At 67.8% G+C, this 19,071-nt stretch carries 19 protein-coding genes and 1 tRNA gene; 9 read left to right on the top strand and 11 right to left on the bottom strand.

Annotated features, from left to right (window positions below; genetic code table 11):
• Positions 1-64 precede the first annotated feature (64 nt).
• Entirely contained in the window at positions 65-382 is a 318-nt protein-coding gene (locus RAH32_RS17675; protein WP_306609698.1) for a DUF2934 domain-containing protein, read from the top strand.
• A gap of 294 nt (positions 383-676) precedes the next feature.
• Here RAH32_RS17675 and RAH32_RS17670 read toward each other — a convergent pair whose 3' ends face one another.
• The 9 genes from RAH32_RS17670 to RAH32_RS17630 all read right to left on the bottom strand — a co-directional run bounded on the left by RAH32_RS17670 (position 677) and on the right by RAH32_RS17630 (position 9,670).
• Positions 677-1,129, bottom strand: coding sequence for a hypothetical protein (locus RAH32_RS17670; protein WP_306609696.1), 453 nt, complete (start codon positions 1,127-1,129; stop codon positions 677-679).
• Positions 1,130-1,131: 2 nt separating this feature from the next.
• The gene (locus RAH32_RS17665; RefSeq protein WP_306609694.1) at positions 1,132-2,025 is read right to left on the bottom strand and encodes a glycosyltransferase family protein; all 894 of its coding nucleotides are present in this window, start codon (positions 2,023-2,025) and stop codon (positions 1,132-1,134) included.
• A 61-nt stretch (positions 2,026-2,086) separates the two neighbouring features.
• Positions 2,087-3,127 (bottom strand): UDP-glucuronic acid decarboxylase family protein, encoded by a 1,041-nt coding sequence (locus RAH32_RS17660; RefSeq protein ID WP_306609692.1) that lies wholly within the window; start codon positions 3,125-3,127, stop codon positions 2,087-2,089.
• Positions 3,128-3,132: 5 nt separating this feature from the next.
• Positions 3,133-4,218, bottom strand: a complete 1,086-nt coding sequence (locus tag RAH32_RS17655) for a CgeB family protein (RefSeq protein WP_306609690.1) — start codon at positions 4,216-4,218, stop codon at positions 3,133-3,135.
• The gene (locus tag RAH32_RS17650) at positions 4,215-5,297 is read right to left on the bottom strand and encodes a CgeB family protein (protein WP_306609689.1); all 1,083 of its coding nucleotides are present in this window, start codon (positions 5,295-5,297) and stop codon (positions 4,215-4,217) included. Before RAH32_RS17650 ends, RAH32_RS17655 begins: the two co-directional genes overlap by 4 nt.
• The gene (locus RAH32_RS17645; RefSeq protein WP_306609687.1) at positions 5,294-6,403 is read right to left on the bottom strand and encodes a CgeB family protein; all 1,110 of its coding nucleotides are present in this window, start codon (positions 6,401-6,403) and stop codon (positions 5,294-5,296) included. The genes RAH32_RS17650 and RAH32_RS17645 overlap by 4 nt, the downstream gene beginning before the upstream one ends.
• On the bottom strand, positions 6,400-7,458 hold the full coding sequence (locus RAH32_RS17640) for a glycosyltransferase family 4 protein (RefSeq protein WP_306609684.1): 1,059 nt from the start codon (positions 7,456-7,458) through the stop codon (positions 6,400-6,402). Before RAH32_RS17640 ends, RAH32_RS17645 begins: the two co-directional genes overlap by 4 nt.
• An 11-nt stretch (positions 7,459-7,469) precedes the next feature.
• Positions 7,470-8,555, bottom strand: a complete 1,086-nt coding sequence (locus RAH32_RS17635; protein ID WP_306609682.1) for an SDR family NAD(P)-dependent oxidoreductase — start codon at positions 8,553-8,555, stop codon at positions 7,470-7,472.
• Positions 8,555-9,670: an NAD-dependent epimerase/dehydratase family protein gene (locus RAH32_RS17630; RefSeq protein WP_306609681.1), complete on the bottom strand. Its 1,116-nt coding sequence runs from the start codon at positions 9,668-9,670 to the stop codon at positions 8,555-8,557. Before RAH32_RS17630 ends, RAH32_RS17635 begins: the two co-directional genes overlap by 1 nt.
• A 134-nt stretch (positions 9,671-9,804) precedes the next feature.
• On the opposite strand from RAH32_RS17630, the gene RAH32_RS17625 reads away from it, so the two are divergent.
• Genes RAH32_RS17625 through RAH32_RS17610 form a run of 4 tightly spaced genes read left to right on the top strand, consistent with a single transcriptional unit; the run spans position 9,805 to position 13,256 of the window.
• Positions 9,805-10,398 carry a histidine phosphatase family protein gene (locus RAH32_RS17625; protein WP_306609679.1) on the top strand — a complete coding sequence of 198 codons (594 nt, stop codon included), beginning with the start codon at positions 9,805-9,807 and terminating at the stop codon, positions 10,396-10,398.
• Positions 10,399-10,409: 11 nt separating this feature from the next.
• Entirely contained in the window at positions 10,410-11,177 is a 768-nt protein-coding gene (locus RAH32_RS17620) for a TIGR04290 family methyltransferase (protein WP_306609677.1), read from the top strand.
• Positions 11,174-12,106 carry a glycosyl hydrolase gene (locus RAH32_RS17615; protein WP_306609675.1) on the top strand — a complete coding sequence of 311 codons (933 nt, stop codon included), beginning with the start codon at positions 11,174-11,176 and terminating at the stop codon, positions 12,104-12,106. The genes RAH32_RS17620 and RAH32_RS17615 overlap by 4 nt, the downstream gene beginning before the upstream one ends.
• A 25-nt stretch (positions 12,107-12,131) precedes the next feature.
• The gene (locus tag RAH32_RS17610; protein ID WP_306609673.1) at positions 12,132-13,256 is read left to right on the top strand and encodes an inositol-3-phosphate synthase; all 1,125 of its coding nucleotides are present in this window, start codon (positions 12,132-12,134) and stop codon (positions 13,254-13,256) included.
• On the opposite strand, the gene RAH32_RS17605 is transcribed toward RAH32_RS17610, so the two are convergent.
• Positions 13,196-13,807: a DUF1003 domain-containing protein gene (locus RAH32_RS17605; RefSeq protein ID WP_306609671.1), complete on the bottom strand. Its 612-nt coding sequence runs from the start codon at positions 13,805-13,807 to the stop codon at positions 13,196-13,198. The genes RAH32_RS17610 and RAH32_RS17605 overlap by 61 nt on opposite strands.
• Before the next feature lie 65 nt (positions 13,808-13,872).
• Between RAH32_RS17605 and RAH32_RS17600 the strand changes: the two genes are divergently transcribed.
• Genes RAH32_RS17600 through RAH32_RS17585 form a run of 4 tightly spaced genes read left to right on the top strand, consistent with a single transcriptional unit; the run spans position 13,873 to position 18,260 of the window.
• Positions 13,873-14,838 carry an MDR/zinc-dependent alcohol dehydrogenase-like family protein gene (locus tag RAH32_RS17600; protein ID WP_306609669.1) on the top strand — a complete coding sequence of 322 codons (966 nt, stop codon included), beginning with the start codon at positions 13,873-13,875 and terminating at the stop codon, positions 14,836-14,838.
• A complete protein-coding gene (locus RAH32_RS17595) occupies positions 14,835-15,818 on the top strand; it encodes a Gfo/Idh/MocA family protein (RefSeq protein WP_306609667.1) in 984 nt (327 codons plus the stop codon). Before RAH32_RS17600 ends, RAH32_RS17595 begins: the two co-directional genes overlap by 4 nt.
• The gene (locus tag RAH32_RS17590; protein WP_306609665.1) at positions 15,808-16,875 is read left to right on the top strand and encodes a polysaccharide pyruvyl transferase family protein; all 1,068 of its coding nucleotides are present in this window, start codon (positions 15,808-15,810) and stop codon (positions 16,873-16,875) included. The genes RAH32_RS17595 and RAH32_RS17590 overlap by 11 nt, the downstream gene beginning before the upstream one ends.
• Complete coding sequence (locus tag RAH32_RS17585) at positions 16,872-18,260, top strand: Coenzyme F420 hydrogenase/dehydrogenase, beta subunit C-terminal domain (protein WP_306609663.1); 1,389 nt, start codon at positions 16,872-16,874, stop codon at positions 18,258-18,260. Before RAH32_RS17590 ends, RAH32_RS17585 begins: the two co-directional genes overlap by 4 nt.
• Positions 18,261-18,992: 732 nt before the next feature.
• Here the strand turns inward: RAH32_RS17585 and RAH32_RS17580 are convergent.
• Positions 18,993-19,069, bottom strand: a tRNA-Met gene (locus RAH32_RS17580).
• Positions 19,070-19,071 lie beyond the last annotated feature (2 nt).

The raw sequence follows: 19,071 nt of genomic DNA, 5'->3' as shown, positions 1-19,071 counted from the left end.
CTTGGGCGTCGAGGAACATTTTGGCACCGGTCGGGGTTCGACTGCGAAGGATCCTGGAGGCACCATGCAGGACGACGAACACATTCGCCATCGCGCGTATCAGATCTGGGAAGCTGAAGGACGCCCCGAGGGCCGCGAGGCCCAGCATTGGGCGCAGGCCAAGGCCGAGCTTGGCGAAAGCGGCATCCCGAACAACAATGCGCCCGTTGAAGAAGAGGAAGACCGCGGCCTGTCCGAACTTCCCCCCGACATCGCTCCAGAGGACCACGGTCGAGCAGATGGGCGCATCATAGAAGCCGGCGAAGGCGGAACGGCCGGTGGACCTGATGAAGCGGAAGAAGCACTGGCATCGGGTGGTCCAGATGCAGGGGAAGGCCGCTGAGGCGCCACGCCATGCCGGGGTGCCGATCTCAGGTCAGCCGTCGGCAGCCGTGGCCAGTTCCCGCCGTTTGCCATCGGCAGGCTTCGCCGCAATCATGCGAAAGGCACTTGCGGGCTGCGATCTGCGGGGTTCAGGCGGTCCGCTGTCGGAACTGCTGACACAAGTGCAGCCCCAGCCTGAACGGACCCTTGCCACCGCAACGATGCCTGCGATTTCACATGTCGCCTCGTCCCAGGGTGAAGTGACGCTCTTGGAGCGGATAACACCTTCCGGGCTGCGGGCCACCGTGCCGGGTCAGGTGGATCGACCGTCACCCGGGGCGGGGGCTTCGCTCTGGAACGTCCGTGGGGTGCAAGGGTGGTGTTTCTCCTCGACCAGTTCGGACCGCAGCAGGGTGTTGATGTCGCGCTTCAACGCCGCCCTCCGGTCGTTCTTCAAATAAACCGAGCGCGCCAGCGCGATGAATTCCGCATCGAATTGGGCGGCGGCTTCCTTGGCGCGAATGTCGTCCTCGATCTGCCACAATTCCAGGTTCACCCGGCGCAGGCTGTCGATCAGGACGGCAAGGCCCGGCTGCGGCAGGACTGGTTCTGCAACATCGCGCAGCAAGACAAGTTCGCGGTCCACGTTGGCGCGGGCGGCAGTGTCGGAGATGCGGACCGCCTTGATTTCCAGGATGGTGATCTTGTCCAGAAGCTCGCCCCAGGATACGGGGGCCAGCGGCGCAGGGCGGAACTGGGGGGTCATGCTCATTTCCCTTCTGCAGGCTGAAACCGGGGCACGCGATCCAATGCCGCGACCGCCCTGCCGATCACGCCAGCCCAATCTCCGGGCGCGGACTGGCGCCAGACGCGCATCGTCGGATACCAGGGGGTGCATTCGGCCTGGACGGGCCAGCGCCAGTCGGGGTCGTGCCGGGCCAGCAGCCAGACCGGCCGTTCCAGGATTCCGGCCAGATGGGCGATCATGGTGTCCACCGTGACGACAAGGGCCGATCCGGCCACAAGCTGCGCCGTTTGCAGGATGTCCAAGGGGCAGCCCTCCGGGTTCAGGACCGGAAGCGCGGTCGGCCCCGGCATCAGGGACAGCGCCGGGCCTGTGCAGAAGGGCGCAAACATGGCCTCGGGCGCGGATCGCCGGGCGTCCCAATCGCCCGCGCCCCAGCACAGCCCGACCGTGTCGGGCGGCAGTGCGGCGGGCGCAACGACGTCCAGCGCGGGAAACGGCGCGTCCGACGGGCCGGCGCGCAAGGCAAGCGGCAGTTCCATGATCTCGATGTCGCAATCCTGCGGCGGCAGGGGCCGCGCCACATCGAAGGGGACCAGCCGGTCGATGCCGGGAAAGCCCCGGAACAGCGGCACCAGATGGGGCTGAATCTCGACAGTAACTCGCGCCGCCCGCCTTGCCAGCAGGGGCAGTAAGCGCGAGAACATCAGCGTGTCGCCCAGCCCGTGATAGCATCGAACCAGCACATCCCGCCCTTCGAAGGGACGGCCATCCCAGACCCAGCGGAGATGGTAGGGCTGGCGAGGGTCGTCGCGTGTCGCCGGGTCGCGACGAGCCAGTTCCTCGGCCGCGATGGCCCAGGCGGCAGGAAAGTCGCCACGCCGCATGGCAGTGGTCCAGGGATCGCGATCGGTCATGGCACCCGTCTCGCCCGGTCCTGGTGGCCGGTCCCCTGCGGCATGGCGCGCATCCATGGCCCTAACCGACAATCCCGGCCGCAGCGGGCTTGGCCGCCGCCAGTTCCGCCGCGAACCACGCGCAGGTCGCCTCTAACCCTTCAGCCAGCGGCACCTGCGGCGCCCAGCCCAGCAGCACGCCGGCGCGGCTGATGTCAGGGCGCCTGCGGCGCGGGTCGTCCACCGGCAGCGGGCGATGAACGACGGGCGCACGCGTGCCGGTCAGGGCCAGGACATGGCCCAGCAATTCGTTCACCGTCATCTCGGCGGGGTTGCCCAGGTTCACGGGCTCCATCCCGTCGATCTCGGCCTCCATCAGCGCCATCAGCCCGGCCACCATGTCCGAGACATAGCAGAACGAACGCGTCTGGCTGCCGTCGCCATAGACCGTCAACTCGTCCCCGCGCAGCGCCTGGCAGATCAGGTTCGACACCACGCGCCCATCGCCCGGGTCCATGTTGGGACCATAGGTGTTGAAGATGCGCGCCACGCGCACCTGCGCCCGGCCTGCGCGCGCATAATCGAAGGCCAGCGATTCTGCCGCGCGCTTGCCTTCGTCATAGCAGGCGCGGGGGCCGGTGCAGCTGACATTGCCGCGGTAATTTTCGGCCTGGGGATGGATCTCGGGGTCGCCGTAAACCTCGCTGGTCGAGGTCAGCAGGAAGCGCGCCTTGGCAGTCTCGGCCAGCCGCAGCAGGTGGTTGGTGCCGACCACGTTGGTCATCATCGTGTGTTCCGGGTCGCGCTGGTAATGCGGCGGAGAGGCCGCGCAGGCCAGGTTCCAGACGCGCGTGATGCGCGGGGCCAGGCGCAGCAGTTCCGCCGGCAAGGGCTGGGTGATGTCGTGGCGCAGGAAGCGGAACCGGAGCTGGCCCTCCAGCGCCCGCAGGTTCGAGGGGCGAGAGGTCTGCAGGTTGTCAAGGCACAGGACCGACTCCCCCCGGTCCAGAAGCGCGCGGCACAGATGCGATCCGATGAAGCCCGCGCCCCCCGCGACGACGTTCAGCGACAAGGGTTGCACAGTTCCGCGAGGGTCACGATCCAGGTTGGTCTGTTTCCTCATGCTGCTTATCCCTCCGCTGTTTCGACTGGACGGGTGCCAGCCTTGTGTTGCGCCGCATCGGTCAGATGCGCCTCCAGTTCCGCCGCGCGATGGTCGGACGAATGCGCGGCTTCGATCCGCGCCCGTGCCGCGCGGCCCATGGCCCCGGCGTCACGGCCCAACGCCGCCAACACGTCAGCCGCGCTATCGGCCAGCACGATTTCCTCTCCGGGCCGGAACAGCGTCTCGATCCCGTCCCACCTGTCCGAGATGATGGGCGTGGCGCAGGCTCCGGCCTCGAACAGGCGGACGGAAGGCGAGTATCCCGCCCGGATCATGTCGGCCCGCGTCACGTTCAGCGTGAAGCGGCTGGCGGAATAGAAGGCGGCGTGGTCGGTGGGCGGGCAATGCTCGATCCGTTCGACATTGGCGGGCCAGTCGATATGGGCGGGATATTGCGGCCCGGCTACGACGAAGCGCAGGTCGGGGCGCTGGCGCGCGGGTTCCAGCAGCAGCCGTTCCAGCGTGGGCTGGCGGTCGTCGCTGTAGGTGCCCAGATAGGACAGGTCCCAGCGGGTGGGCACGTCGCGCGGGCCATACAGGTCCAGATCGACCGAGCAATACAGCGCCCGCGCCATGGGCGAGCCATAGCGGCCCTCGATATGCCGCAGCGTCGGGCCGCCGGTGAAGGACAGGTAGACATCGAAGCCGGGGATGACGGCGGGCGAGAGGTATTCGAAATCGCCCCGCTCCAGCTTGGCCAGCGTCACCGGCGTGTCGATGTCGTAGAAGCCCGTCGTGCCGCGCGCCCAGTCTTGCACCCGGCGGGACACTTCGACCCCGTCGGGGACATAGCTGCCGACGATCACCGCATCCGCCGCAGCGATCTCCTTGCGCCAGACGTCCAGGCCGGGAAGGTCCGCATAGAACTCCAGCCGGCACCAGTCGGGGTCGCTCAGGTCGCGCTGGCTGGCATACCAGGGCACGTCGCGCTCCAGGAACAGCACCTCGTGCCCGCGCCGGGCAAAGGATTTCAGCAGGGCGCGGAAGGTGGTGGCGTGGCCGTTCCCCCAAGACGACGACAGCGACAGGCCAAGGACGACCAGCTTCATGCCGCCATTCCCTTTGCCTGCGCGCGCAGCAGCGCGTCCACCTGCGCACCGCGCAGGGCATAGGTGTGTTCCGCCTTGACCCGCGCCAGCGCGGCCTGGCCGATTTCCTTTGCGCGCTCGGGCGTCAGCGCCGCCAGGTGGTCGGCCACGTCCTGCCCGTCGCGGGCGACCAGGACTTCGCGATCCGGGGTCAGGAATTGCTCGATCCCTTCCCAGGCGTCGGTGATCAGGCAGGCGGCGGCGCCGGCGGCCTCGAAGACGCGGGTGGCGGGGGAAAAGCCCACATGCGCCATGCTGTCGCGGGCAACGTTCAGGACGGCCAGCGGCGTGCAGTTGAAGGCGTTGTGCTCATGCGTATAGACATGGCCCAGGTGGCGCACGTTGGGGGGCATGGGCTTGCTGTCCCAGCCGTTGCCGCCGATCAGGAAGCTGCGGTCTGCCAGCATCGCGGCGGGTTTGAGGAAGAACTCCTCGACCCGCGCCTCGCGGTCGGGCAGGCGGTTGCCCAGGAAGGCAAGGTCCGAGGCGAATTTCGGATCAGCGGGCGCCGGGTGATGGGTCGCGGGGTCCAGCGCGTTATAGACCGGCTCGCACAGCTTCGCGCCGAAGCCGCGATAGGCCTCCACCACCGGGGGACCGCCGCCATAGGTCAGCACCATGTCGAGGCCGGGCAGCGCCTGGCGCACGGGATGGCTGGCATCCGCGCGCATCTCATCCAGGGTCGCCGCCGCGTCCACGTCCCAGAAGATCTTCAGCGCGCCGGGGCGGGCAGTGGCGACCACGCCCTCCAGCAGTTCGCGGTCGAACACGCCGACACCATTGGCCTTGACCACGATGTCGGCCTGCGCCGCCTCGGCCAGGACGCCGCGCATGGCGTCCTCGGTCGCGGGATAGACGACCGACCGGCACCAGTCGGGCGGGTCGATGTCGCGGTGCTTCTGCCGGTCGAAGGCATCGGGTTCATAGAAGGTGATCTGGTAGCCGCGCTTGGCCAGTTCCCCCAGCACGCCGCGGTAATAGGTGGCAGCACCGTTCCAGTAGGACGACAGAAGGCTGGATCCGTAGAAGGCGATCTTCATGCCGCGGAGGCTCCTTGGTTCAGGCCGAGCTGGGCGGCGATGGACAGCAGTTCCTGCGCGCGATGGGCGCAGGTGTGGCGGGCGCGGATGGTTTCCAGCCCATGCGCCACAAGCGAGGCGCGCAGGTCGGGGTCATGCGCAAGGTCGCGCAGATGGGCGGTCATTTCCGCCCCGTCGCGGGCGAACAGGAAGTCTTGGCCGGGGCGGAACAGGTTCTCGCTGTCCTGCCACGGGGCCGAGACAAGGGGGATGCCGCAGGCCAGCGCCTCGAAGACGCGGATGGTCGGGATGCCGGGCAGCATCGTGGTATAGAAGCGCCGGGGCACGTGGACCGTCGCCATGTGGCGGGCGAAGATCTCGGGCGCTGCGGCATTCGGCGCCCAGCCGTGATAGTGGACGCCATAGCGGTCCAGCGTCGCCAGCGCCTCGGCCGGGTAGCGGACGCCGTAGATGTCGAGCGGCAGGCCCGCATCGCGGCCTGGGCGGAACAGGAAGCTTTCCAGCTCCTCGGTCCGCTCTCCGTCGCCCCAGTTGCCGATCCAGACCAGGCCCTCGCGGTTGGTTTCCTGCGCGGGCGGGTGGAACAGGCGGGTGTCGGCGGCTTCGTGCCAGGTCCAGACGCGATCGCCCCAACCCCAGCGGCGATAAACCTGCGCCAGCGTCTCGCCAAAGGCCAGCACGCCGTCGAAGCCCGACAGGTCGAAGGCGCGGATCGCCTCGGGGTCGCTGACGGCGCGGTGATGGGTGTCGTGGAACAGCAGCTTGAAGCGGGCACCCCCCTTGCGCGCCTTCCCCAGGGTCGCGGCCAGCACCGGGTCGTTCCATTCGTGGACGATCACCAAGTCGGCATCGCCCGCCAGATCCACCGGATCGGCGGCAGGGTCATAGGTTTCGACCGACAGGTCGGGATAGTTCCGGCGGAAGGGATCAAGCCCCGTCTGGCCATGGTCGCGCAGCAGGTTCTCCAGGCTCCAGGCGCCTTGCGGTTCCAGGGCGCGGACATGGTGGCCCAGGGCGGCCAGTTCCCGCAGCACGCCGCGCAGGAAATGGGCGTTGCCGTGGTTCCAGCAGCTTTGCAGCGAATGGGTGAAATAGACGATCTTCATGCGGCTTGGGTCCGTCTGCAAAGGGCGTCGCGATAGATTTCCGTCATCGCTGCTGCGGTGGCGGCGGGGGTATAGCGAGCGGCGAGGCTTCGGGCGGCCTTGCCCTGCGCGGCATGGCGCGAGGGATCGACCAGAAGCGCGCCGATGGCATCGGCAAAGCCCTGCGCGTCGCCGGGCGCAATGAAGGTGGCGGCGCCGTCCCAGAGTTCGCGGAACGTGGGAATGTCCGACAGCACCAGCGGGCATCCGGCTTGCGCAGCTTCCAGCACGGCCAGGCCGAAGGGCTCGAACCGCGCGGCGCTGGCGAAGACGGGGCGGCGGGCGAGCCAGTGGCCGATGATCTCGGCCGGAAGCGGGCCGGTCGCTTGCAGATGCGCGGGCGTGACAGTGGCCCCATGGGGCGCGCGGGTGGCGCCGATGGCGACAAAGGGCGCGTCCAGCCGGGCCGCCGTGGCGTCCAGGGTGGCGCTGTCCTTGGCCTCGTCCCAGAGCCGCCCGATCGTCAGCGCGCCGTGGAAGGGCTGCGCGTCCGGCAGGGGCAGGGCCGTGCGGCCGTTGTGGACCGCCAGGGGCGTCACCGGCAGGCCATATCGCCGCGCTGTCGCCTCGGCATAGGCGCGGGTCGGCGCCACCACGCGATCCGCCGCGCGTAACCCTTGGCCCACCAGGTCGGGCAGCCAGGCCAGCGCAGGGTCCACCGCCCCGCCGCGCGCCGCGTCCCACCAGGTGCCCAGGCAGCCGTGGTTCACCGCCACGACCGGCTGGTCAAACCGTGCCACGGCCAGCGCGGGGGCGTTCAGATGCACCAGATCCGCCCCGGTTTCGCGGGCCAGCCGCGCCACCGCATCCGCCGCCGCCAGCACCGGCGCGGGGCCGGGGCTGAGCCAGTCCAGCGGCAGGCCGATGTCCAACAGCGTCACGCCCGCCGCATCCACTGCGGCGCGCTGATCCGCATCCGGTGCGGGGCCCAGCACGGCCAGCACCACCTGGGCGTCCAGCGCCCCGGCCAGTTCCAGCGCATACTGCCAGACGCCGCCGACCGCGTCGGTGGTCATCAGCACCCGCATCATGCCGATTTCGCCAGGGGCTGGCCGATGGGCAGGTTGATCCCGCCCTCGGAGGCCAGCCATTGCGCCAGCCGGGTCACGCCGTCCTGCCAGTCCACCTTGGTCGAAAGGCCAAGCGCCTGATCCGCCGCGCGGGTATCGGCCACGAAATACCGCTGGTCGCCCGCGCGCCAGTCGGCATAGGTGATGTCTACGGGTCGGTCGATGATCCGGCCCACGAAGTCCAAAAGCTGGCGCAGGCTGACCGCGTTGCTCGGCCCGCCGCCCAGGTTGAAGACCCGGCCCGAGACCTGGTCGATGCGGTTCCAGGCGGCCAGATAGGCCTCGACCGCGTTCGACACGTCCAAGATGTCGCGCACCTGGCAGCCGTCGCCGTAAAGCGTGATCCCCTGGCCCTTCAGCGCGCGGATCAGGAAATGGGCGACCCAACCCTGGTCCTCGGTCCCCATCTGGCGCTGGCCATAGATGCAGGACATGCGCAAGACGCAGGTGGGCACGCCGAAGCTGCGGGCATAGTCCAGCACATATTGGTCCGCCGCGCCCTTGGAACAGCCATAGGGGGTGTGGAAGTCCAGCGGGCGGGCCTCGCCAATGCCATGGGCGCGCACGTCGCTGTCGGTGGGCTTGTAGGCCTCGCCTTCCAGCGCGAAGTCGAGGTCGGCCAGATCGCCATAGACCTTGTTGGTCGAGGCGAAGACCAGCGGCGTGCCGTCACCCTTGGCGCGCAACGCCTCCAGCAGGTTCATGGTGCCGATCAGGTTGATCGTCATGTCCTCGACGGGCTCGACCATGCTGGTGGTCACGGCGACCTGGGCGGCCAGGTGGAAGACCACCTTCGCCTGCTGCGCCGCCTGTGCCATGCGGGCCGCGTCGCGGATGTCGGCCTGGATGTGGGTGATCCGGTCGCCGTGGCGCCCTTGCAGCCAGGCGAGGTTCCGCTCGACCCCCGGGCGGCTCATCGCGTCATAGACGATGACCCGGTGCCCGTCGCCGGCCAGCCGGTCGGCCAGGTTCGAGCCGATGAAGCCTGCGCCGCCGGTGACCAGCACCGGGCGCGGATCGGCGGATGCGTCGGACCTGGCCATCACGCCACCAGCCCGCGCTTGTCGAGTTCCGCCCGCATCTTTTCCACGTTGTCCACGGCGGTCTGGCTGGCGACCCATTCGGCCAGTTCGGCCAGCCCCTCGCGGAAATCCGTCTGCGCGGTGAAGCCCAGCTTTTCCGCCGCAAGCGTGGTGTCGCAGAAGCAGTGGCGGATGTCGCCGATCCGGGCCTTGCCAACGAGCTGCGGCTCCAGCGCATTGCGGCCCATGGCGCGACCCAGTTCCTGCGCGACCTCGGTCACAGACCGGTCGTGGCCCGAGCCGATGTTGAAGGTGCCGCCCGCCGCCTGCGGGAGCGACAGCGATTCCGCAAAGGCACGGGCCACGTCGGAGACATGGACGAAATCGCGGCGCTGCTCGCCATCCTCGAAGATCATCGGCGCCTGGCCGTTGAGGTAACGCGAGGCGAAGATCGCCAGCACCCCGGTATAGGGGTTCGACAGCGCCTGGCCGGGGCCGAAGACGTTGAACAGCCGCAGGCAGACGCCCTCGATCCCATAAGGGGCGGTCATGATATGGGTGGTGCGTTCCTGCACGAACTTGTTCAGCGCATAGATCGACGCCAGGTTCGGACGCTTCCATTCCGGCGTGGCGACCGGGGTCAGCGGGTGGCCCTGGGCGTCGGTCGGATCCCACTGCTTCAGCCCGTCACGGATGCCCACGCGCTCGGCATCCTCGACCATCGCGCCGTCGGCGTCGCGGTAAAGCCCCTCGCCATAGATCGACATGGACGATGCCGTGACCACGCGGCGCACGGGATTGTCGATCAGCTTCTCGAACAGGACGGCGGTGCCCACGTCGTTGGTGGAGGTATAGCGTTCGACCTCGTACATGGACTGGCCCACGCCGACCTCGGCGGCCAGGTGGATCACGCTGTCCACGCCCTTCAGCGCGCGGGCCACGGCGTCCCCGTCGCGCACGTCGCCCTGGATGAATTCGGCGTCCCGGTTCAGCGCATCGGGGCGGGAGGCGCCTTCGCCATGGACCTGCGGGATCAGGGCATCCAGCACCCGCACCTGGTGGCCGCGCCGCAGCAGCTCGTCGGTGACGAAGCGGCCGATGAAGCCCGCGCCGCCGGTGATCAGAACCTTTTCCATCGTGTCCCCCGTTCTCTGATCGAGAAATTGCAACTGTTTCAGTCCTGTGGTGTTAAAGCTTCCATGCGGATTTTGTTCCCTCATCACCTTCATCTTTGTTGCTTGGCCTGCCTGCGGTCCGTCCGGGCCGCCGCATGAGCGTGCTGGTGGGACTGGTCCGCCATGGCGCGCATGACGACCTGGGCACCTGGCTAAGCGGGCGGAGCCGCGACATCGCGCTGAACACAGCGGGGCGCGAGGAGACGGCGGCGCTGGCGGGACGGCTGGCGGAGCGGGGTGTCACGGGCATCGCCACCAGCCCCCGCCGCCGCACGGTCGAAACCGCGGCGATCCTGGGCCAGGGCATGGGCCTGGTCCCGGTCCGGGCGGAAGGGCTGGACGAGATCGACTTCGGCGCCTGGTCCGGCGCGCGGTTTGCGGACCTGGACGGTGATCCTGCCTGGCAGCATTGGAACGCGGCACGAGCGACCGCGCCCACGCCGGGCGGCGAGACGATGACCGGTGCCGTGTCGCGTGCAATGGCCCATCTGGACGGGCTTGCGCGGCAAGGGGGCGGGCCGGTTCTTTGCGTCAGCCATTGCGACGTCATCCGGGGCGTGATCGCCCATGCTCTGGGCCTGTCGTTGGACAACATCCTGCGCTTCGATATCGACCCGGCATCGGTCAGTTGGGTCATGGCGCATGGACAAGGCAAGGCCCATGTCCTAACCATAAATGGCAGGGAATAACGGAACGCATAATGAACACAACGCAGATTGCCCAGAAAGCAGAAGGACTTGGCCCCTGGTTCCAGAACCTGGATCTGAAGGGCGTCAGGACCGCGCCAGCGCATTTCCTGGGCGATTATCCTGCGGATAAGTTCTCTCGTTTCTCGCATCTGGTGCCCGCCGATCTGACCGGAAAGACGGTGCTGGACATCGGCTGCAACGCCGGCTTCTACAGTTTTGAAATGCGCCGCCGGGGTGCCGCCCGCGTCCTTGGCATCGACACCGACGCCCGCTATCTGGCCCAGGCCCGTTTCGCGTCCGAGGTGCTGGACATCGACAAGGTCGAGTTCCGGCAGATGGGCGTCTATGACGTGGCGGCCCTGGGCGAACGCTTCGACCTCGTGGTCTTCATGGGGGTGCTGTACCACCTGCGCCACCCGCTTCTGGCGCTGGATCTGATCCGCGAACACGTCGCGGGCGACCTGATGCTGTTCCAGACGTTGACGCGCGGTTCCGACAGCGTGGCGCAGCCCGCCGCCGACTACGATTTCAGCGAGGACGCGCAGTTCCAGCAGCCCGACTGGCCGCGCATGGCCTTCATCGAGCATCAGTGGGCGCATGACTGGACCAATTGGTGGGTCCCGAACCGCGCGGGCGTCGAGGCGATGCTGCGCGCCTCGGGCTTTGCGGTGGATGCCGGACCCGCCGACGAAGTTTACCTGTGCCGCACCGCGCCGGTGCCATTCGCCCAATACGGACCGCACGCGGTCTATCCCAGCCAAGGAGGTGCCGCCCGATGATCGAAGCCGCGATGATCTGGAACGAGCCGAACAACAAGTCCCACTGGGATCCCGAACTCGACCCGGACTGGTCGCGCTTTGCCCAATGCGTGACGCTGGCGGGGCAAGCGATCCGCGACGTGAACCCGGGTGTGACCCGCGTGCTGGGCGGCATGTCGCCCATTGACCCCTTGTGGGTGCAGCGGATGGAAGGGCATGGCGCGCTGGATCATGTGGACGTGGTCGCGGTCCACGGCTTTCCGCTGGACTGGAACCTGTGGCAGATCCACGAATGGCCCGCCAAGGTGGCCGAGATCGAGGCCGTCACCGACAAGCCCGTCTGGGTCACGGAAGTGGGCGTGGGTTCCTTCGGCGCCGAGGAAGTGCAGGTCTTCGGCGTGCAGAAGACCGCCGAGCTGCTGGTCGGCCGCGTGCCGCGCATCTTCTGGTATTCGCTGTTCGACCTGCCGCAGGAATGGGGCGCCACAACGCGGCACCGCGAGGCCGAGGGTTCCTCCTATTACCGCCATTTCTACATGGGCCTGATCCGCGCCGACGGCACGCCCAAGCCGGGGCTGGAGGCCTATGCGCCCCACGCCGCCGACATGGGGCTGATGCAGTGGTTCCATTACCAGGATCCGCGCCTGGACGACGCGGTGGCCTGGATGAAACGGCTGGGCGTGCGGCACCTGCGCACCGGCCTGTCCTGGGCGGACAGCTTCCGCCCCGATGCCTTGGGCTGGTTCGACCGGCAGATGGAGGCCCTGGCCGATTTCGACACCACCGTCACCTTCTGCTTCACGCCGGAACATCTGGGTCCAGGCGCGCATCACACCAGCCCGCCGCATGATCCGCAACAGTTCGCCGACTTCTGCGCGGCGATGATTGAACGATATGCGCCCCAACGGGTTGAGGCACAGCCAGCTACAAAGCTGGCCGCCCTGACTTGACCCGTCCTGACCGGAAGGCCCCCACATGAAAGACGCCCATATGCCGATCAACATCGCCATCGTCGGGGTCGGCAACTGCGCCAGCTCGCTGGTGCAGGGGCTGGCGCATTACACGGGGCGCAACGATGCCACGGGGCTGATGCATCATTCGCTGGGGGGCTATCGCCCCGACGACATCCGCGTGGTCGCGGCCTGGGACATCGACGCCCGCAAGGTGGGCCGCGACGTGGCGCAGGCGATCTTCGCCCTGCCCAACTGCACGGCGGTCTTTGCGCCGGAGGTGCCCGACACCGGCGCGGTGGTCCGCATGGGCCGCATCTTGGACGGCGTGGCCGAGCATATGGCCGATTATCCCGAGGCGCGCACCTTCGTCCCCGCCGACGCGCCCGAACCCACGCGCGAAGACGTGGTGGCCACGCTGCGGGACGCGCAGGTGGACGTCCTGATGAACTACCTGCCCGTGGGCAGCCAGCAGGCGACCGAGTTCTATGCCGAATGTGCGCTGGAGGCGGGCGTGGCCTTCGTCAACAACATCCCGGTCTTCATCGCCTCGGATCCGGTCTGGGCGGAACGGTTCGAAAAGGCGGGCGTGCCGATCATCGGCGACGACATCAAGGCCCAATTGGGCGCGACCATCGTTCACCGGGTGCTGACCGACCTGTTCCACAAGCGCGGCGTCAAGCTGTGCCGGACCTATCAGCTGAACACCGGCGGCAATACCGACTTCCTGAACATGGCGAACCACAAGCGGCTGGAGAAGAAGAAGATCTCCAAGACCGAGGCCGTGCAGTCGGTCGCCGCCGACCGCATTGCGGATGAAAACATCCATGTCGGTCCGTCCGACTATGTGGCTTGGCAGAACGACAACAAGGTCTGCTTCCTGCGCATGGAAGGGGAGCTGTTCGGCGGTGTGCCCATGAACCTGGAACTGCGCCTGTCGGTCGAGGACAGCCCGAATTCCGCAGGCGTCGCCATCGACATGATCCGCTGCGCCGCCATCGCGCGCGACCGCGGGCTTGCCGGTCCGGTGATCGCGCCCGCCGCCTGGTTCTGCAAGCACCCGCCCGAACAGATGACCGACGACGAGGCTTACGAGGCGGTCGAATCCTTCATCGCCGGGGGTCTGCCTGCCACGGCGTCCTTGTCGTGACGGCTGGCGGGATGACCGGGGGCGCCCTCCCCCTCCACTTCCTCCAGCGCGTCCAGGACCTGTTCGGGGTCGATGTTCTTCTCGACCTCCTGGGCCGCGCCTTCGTCGATGGGCACGTCCAGCCTTTCGGCCATCCGGTGGATCACGGTCGCAAGCTTGGTCAGTTCGTCCTCGGTCAGCAGGCTGACATGCAGGGTGAAGTCGGCGCGGGCGTCGGCGCGCTGTTCCTCGCGCCGTTGGTTCATCAGCACGAACAGCGACAAAAAGATCGCCTCGGTCGAGGCGACAGACCCGATCAGCCCCAGCCCTTCGCCAAAGGGGACGGGAATGGGGATCAGGTCGGTCAGCACCAGCAGCATCCCGCCGTAAAGGACGACATGCAGCAGGATGAAGGTCATCGACCCCGCAATCCGGGTAATCCTTTCCGCGATCTTGTCGCTGAGAGATGCGCGGGCATCCTCCTGCCTGCGCCGCTGGACCAGGCGCATGATGTTGCTGGTCAGTTGCTCCTTCATGTCATCGCCGGGGGGAATGGGATCTTTCTGGTCCATGACAGCCTCGCCAAGCCTGCCAAGAACAAGGGCCCGGGTGGCGCCCGGGTTCCAGGAGAAGCCATATGATCCAGACCATGCGTGCGGCGGTCCTTGAGGGACCGCAGCGGTTTTCCGTGGCCGAAGTGCCTGTCCCCCAGCCCGGCGCGGGCGAGGTGCTGATCCGCCTGGAAGGCTGCGGCGTCTGCGCGTCGAACGTGGAACCCTGGGAAGGACAGCCCTGGTCCACCTGGCCCGGCACGCCGGGCGGCATGGGACACGAGGGCTGGGGCCGGATCGCGGCTGTGGGCGAAAGGGTCGAGGGGCTGACCGTGGGCGACCGCGTGACGGCGCTGACCGAACGGTCCTATGCCGAATACGACGTTGCGCCCGCCGCGATGGTGGTGCCGCTGCCCGCGGCCCTGGACGGAATGCCGGTTCCGGGCGAACCCGTGGCCTGCGCCATGAACATCTTCGCGCGGTCGGACCTTCGCGCGGGTCAGACGGTGGTGATCGTCGGCATCGGTTTTCTGGGCGCGATCCTGACGCGGCTGGCGACAGGTGCGGGTGCGCGGGTGATCGCCGTGTCCCGCCGGGCCGAGACGCTGGACCTGGCGTGCCGGATGGGCGCTGCCGAAACCATCCCCATGGACGATCACTGGCGCATCATCGAGGACGTGCGCCGCCTGACCGATGGCCGCATGGCGGAACGGGTGATCGAATGCGTGGGCAAGCAGTGGCCGCTGGATCTGGCAGGGGAACTTGTGGCCGAGGGCGGGCGTCTGGTCATCGCAGGCTATCACCAGGACGGGCCTCGGCAGGTGAACATGCAGATGTGGAACTGGAAGGGCATCGACATCGTCAGCGCCCATGAACGCGACGCGGGCGTGCGCGTGGCGGGGCTGCGGGCGGCGGTGGATGCGCTGGCATCGGGGCGGCTGGATCTGACGCCGCTGCTGACCGGGACCTATACGCTGGACCAGTTGGGCGAGGCACTGGCCGCGACCCGCGACAAGCCGGGCGCTTTCGTCAAGGCCTGGGTGGCGCTGTGAGGCCGCGCCTTGGCTTCCTGGGCACCGGCTGGATCGGGCGGCACCGGATGGCCGCGCTGGCCGCGACCGGCCTGGCCGAGATCATTGCGGTGGCCGAACCGGATGATGCAAGCGCCGCCGAGGCGCTGAAGCTGACGCCGGACGCGAAGCGCGTCGATGGGCTGGACGCGCTGCTGCGCGAGGACATCGATGCGGTGGTGATCGCCACCCCCAGCGCGGCCCATGCGGAACAGTCCATTGCCGCGCTGGAAGCGGGCAAGGCGGTCTTCTGCCAGAAGCCGCTGGGCCGCACCGGCCCCGAGGTCGCCGCCGTGGTCGAGGCGGCCCGCCGCGCCGACCGCCTGCTGGGCGTGGACCTGTCCTATCGCCACACCGCCGCCATGGGGGCGATCCGCCCGCTGCTGGATACCGGCAGCTTGGGTCATGTCTTTGGCCTCGACGTGACCTTCCACAACGCCTGGGGACCGGACAAGCCCTGGTTCTATGACCCCGTGCTGTCCGGCGGCGGCTGCGTCGTGGACCTGGGCGTCCACCTGATCGACCTTGCGCTGTGGTCGCTGGGCTGGCCCGAGGTCACCGGCGTCGAAAGCCGCCTTTACGCCAAGGGCGCCCCCCTGGCCCATCCTGCGTCGCAGGTCGAGGATTACGCCATCGCCACCCTGGATCTTGCGGGCGGAACGGTTGTTCGCCTCGCCTGTTCCTGGGGCTTGCAGGCCGGGCGAGAAGCCGTGATCGCGGCCGAGTTCTTCGGCACCGAAGGCGGCGCGAGCCTGCGCAATGTCAACGGATCCTTTTACGACCTCCGGGCCGAACGCCACCACCACATCCGCGCCGAACCCCTGGTCGAGCCGCCCGACGACTGGGGCGGACGCGCGGCGGTGAATTGGCTGGCGCGGCTGGCTTCAGGGGCGCGCCATGACGGTGACGCGCGGCATTTGGTGACGGTCGCGCGGGTAATCGACCGGATCTATGGCCGATAGAATGCGCGTCGGGGTGCTCACCTTCCACCGCTGCATCAATTACGGCAGCTATTGGCAGGCCCGTTGCCTGGTCGAGGCGATCGCCGCACGCGGACATGACGCCGTGCTGCTAGACCACCACTCCCGCGACGTGACCTCTCGCGAATGGCGCTATGCCTTCCAGCCGCTGACACCGGACCGGTCGTCGCGCGCCGATGTGGCGCAATACGGGCGCAAGCTGCGCAAGTTCGTGGAAACCTTCGATACGCTTCCGCTGTCCGCGCCCTTCGACCTGGACGACCCCGGCGCGATGCCGCCCGTCGATCTGGCAGTGATCGGCAGCGACGAGGTGCTGAACCTGTCCCATCCCTGGTATGGCGGCAAGCCGATCTTCTGGGGCGACGGCATCCCGGCCCCGCGCGTCGTGACCTATGCCGCCAGCTTCGGCAACTATGCCGCCCCCGATGTCGAGCCGGAATGGACCGCCCGCCTGCAGGAATTGGACGCCATCTCGGTGCGCGACGACAACAGCCGGGGGATCGTGGCCCAGGCCACCGGACGGGAACCTGCCATGGTGCTGGACCCCGTCCTGCTGAACCCGCCGCAGGTGGAACCCGCCGACGGGGATCCTTACCTGCTGGTCTATGGCCACCATATCCCCATCTGGTTCGCCGACCGCGTGCAGGACGCCGCCCGTGTCCGAGGGTTGCGCTTGATCAGCGTCGGCTATCGCAACGATTGGGCCGACGAGCAGCGGCTGGACGCCGGGCCGCAGGAGTTCGCAGCCTTGGTGGCGGGGGCGCAGGCTGTAGCCACGACCTATTTCCATGGCTGCTGCTTCGCGCTGCTGAACGGCAAGCCATTGGCCTGCGCACCCTCGGATTACCGCTGGACCAAAGTCCGCGATCTGACGGCCTTGCTGGCCGCCGAACGCCACCTGACCTTCGAGGACCGCGATCCCGCCGATGTGGGCGCACTGCTGTCCGAGCCTGTCTCGGGCGCGGTCCAGGCCCGCATCGCGGACTTGCGCGCGCATTCGTCGGCCTGGCTGGACGCGGCGCTGGCGGGGCGGGCATGACACAGCCGCTCAGCCCCGCGCAGATCGTCCGTTCCGGCCTTTGCATCGGTTGCGGGACTTGTGCGTCGGGGGCGGATGCTGCGATGGCCTGGGACGATTACGGCCAGTTGAAACCCTCCGGCCCCGCCACGCACCGGCGCAGCGAAGGTTTTGCCGCGCTCTGCCCCTTCTCGCCTTCAGCCGCGAACGAAGACACCATCGCCGCCGCCCGCTTCCCTGACGCGCCGCTGCTGGATGCGCGGCTGGGCCGCCATGTCAGCTGTTACGTCGGCGCAGCGGCCGAGCCGCCCTTCCGCGAACGTGGCAGTTCCGGCGGCATGGTCAGCTGGGTCGCGGCCGAGCTGATGCGGCGGGGAGAGATCGACGGCGTCCTGCATGTCCACCCCGGCAATCCAGGCGAACCCTTCTTCGGCTATCGCATCAGCCGGTCCGAGGAAGAACTGCTGGCCGGCGCCCGGTCACGCTATCATCCCGTCCATCTGGCGGCCGTTCTGGATCAGGTCCGCGCTTCGCCCGGCCGCTATGCGGTGGTGGGGATCCCCTGCTTCATCAAGGCCGTTCACCTTGCCCGCGCGCAGGACCCGGTTCTTGCGGAACGGATCACCCACATGCTGGGACTGTTCTGCGGACACATGAAAAGCGCGCGCTTCGTCGAGAGCTTTGCCTGGCAGTTGGGAGCTGAACCGGACCGCGTGCGCGCGGTGGAATACCGGCTGAAGGACGCGAACCGGCCCGCGAACTGGTATACCGCGCATCTGACGCTGGACGACGGCAGCACCGTGCAAAAGGACTGGTTCCATCTGGCCGACGGCGATTGGGGGGCAGGCTTCTTCCAGAACTCTGCCTGCAATTTCTGCGACGATGTCGTGGCGGAAACGGCCGATGTCAGCTTCGGCGACGCTTGGGTGGAACCCTATTCATCGGATGGGCGGGGCACCAACGTCGTGGTGGTCCGCGCGCCCCTGATCCAGCACCTTATCGATGAGGCAAGGGCCGACGGTCGCCTGGACCTCGAGCCGGTCGATGCCGATTTCGTGGCCGGCACCCAGGCCGCAGGCTTCCGCCAGCGGCGCGAGGGGCTGGCGTATCGCCTGACCTGGTTCAGGCGCGGCATCCGCCCGATCAAGCGCGTTACGCCGTCGGCGTCAGGGATCGGATGGCGCAGAAAGCTGGTCTATCGCACCCGCGCCGCGATCAGCCGCGCCTCTCACCGGATGGCCTGGCTGGCCGCGGCAGCCGGCCGGCCGCAAATCTATGTCGGCTGGGCAAGCCAAGCCTATTCTGTCTACGAGGGATTGACCTACTGCCGCGGCAGGCTTGCCCCGGTGTTCGACAGGATCGGGCGGGTGGCAACATGGCGGCCCGGTGGCACCCGCCTGCCCTGACCGCTTGGAACCGGTTGGCTGGTCATTCCAGTGCCTGGGAAGCTCCGTCGATCGTCCATCTGCGGATCGAGCAGCCCTTTGCTGTCCGTCCCGGCATCTGGCGGATCAGCCCGGTAAGCCGGATTGACTTGGAGTTGTCAAACGGCCTGAAATTCCGCTGAGGGATATGGTGCAATGCTGAGCGGCCTTGCCGCGATCAGCCACGAGTACGGAGTAGATGCGGGACTGGCATGGGGGGAACATTGGTTGCGAGTGTCTGACACCACCGAGATCTGTAACTATCCGGGAAGTTCGGCATCAGCTACATGCAATCTTGCCACTATCTACGACAACTGGATGACGGAACACGGAGCATCCGCTGGCATCCAGCTGCTCACTTCCCTTTCACGCCTCAACCGCTTTCTACGGACCGGAATGGCCGAAGATCCATCTCGCCCAGTTCAACCCATGGACGTTCCGAACAAAGCCAGTTTTCCAGTTTCTCGATGGCTTCCTCAGCCATCCGGGACTTGCGCAAGCACATTCCCACATGATGGCAATGGAGTCGCTGCTGAGCGGCAGCGACCAGATGGTGGCAGCGAATGCGCTGCTGCGGGAGCTTCTCGGCGAGGTGCGGGTATGCGGCGATGACGGTCCACCGCCTGGAACTCGAAGGCGATCTGGTCATGATGTTGGATACGTCAGACACGCAAAACGCCCCGGCTTATCAGCGCGGGGCGGTTTCGCTTCAGTTGGTTGCGGGGGCAGGATTTGAACCTGCGGCCTTCAGGTTATGAGCCTGACGAGCTACCGGGCTGCTCTACCCCGCGCC

The organism is Paracoccus yibinensis, assembly GCF_030846195.1.
Lineage (GTDB): Bacteria > Pseudomonadota > Alphaproteobacteria > Rhodobacterales > Rhodobacteraceae > Paracoccus > Paracoccus yibinensis.
Note: the sequence above shows the minus strand (reverse complement) of the source record. Positions and strands in the feature narration are given on the sequence as shown.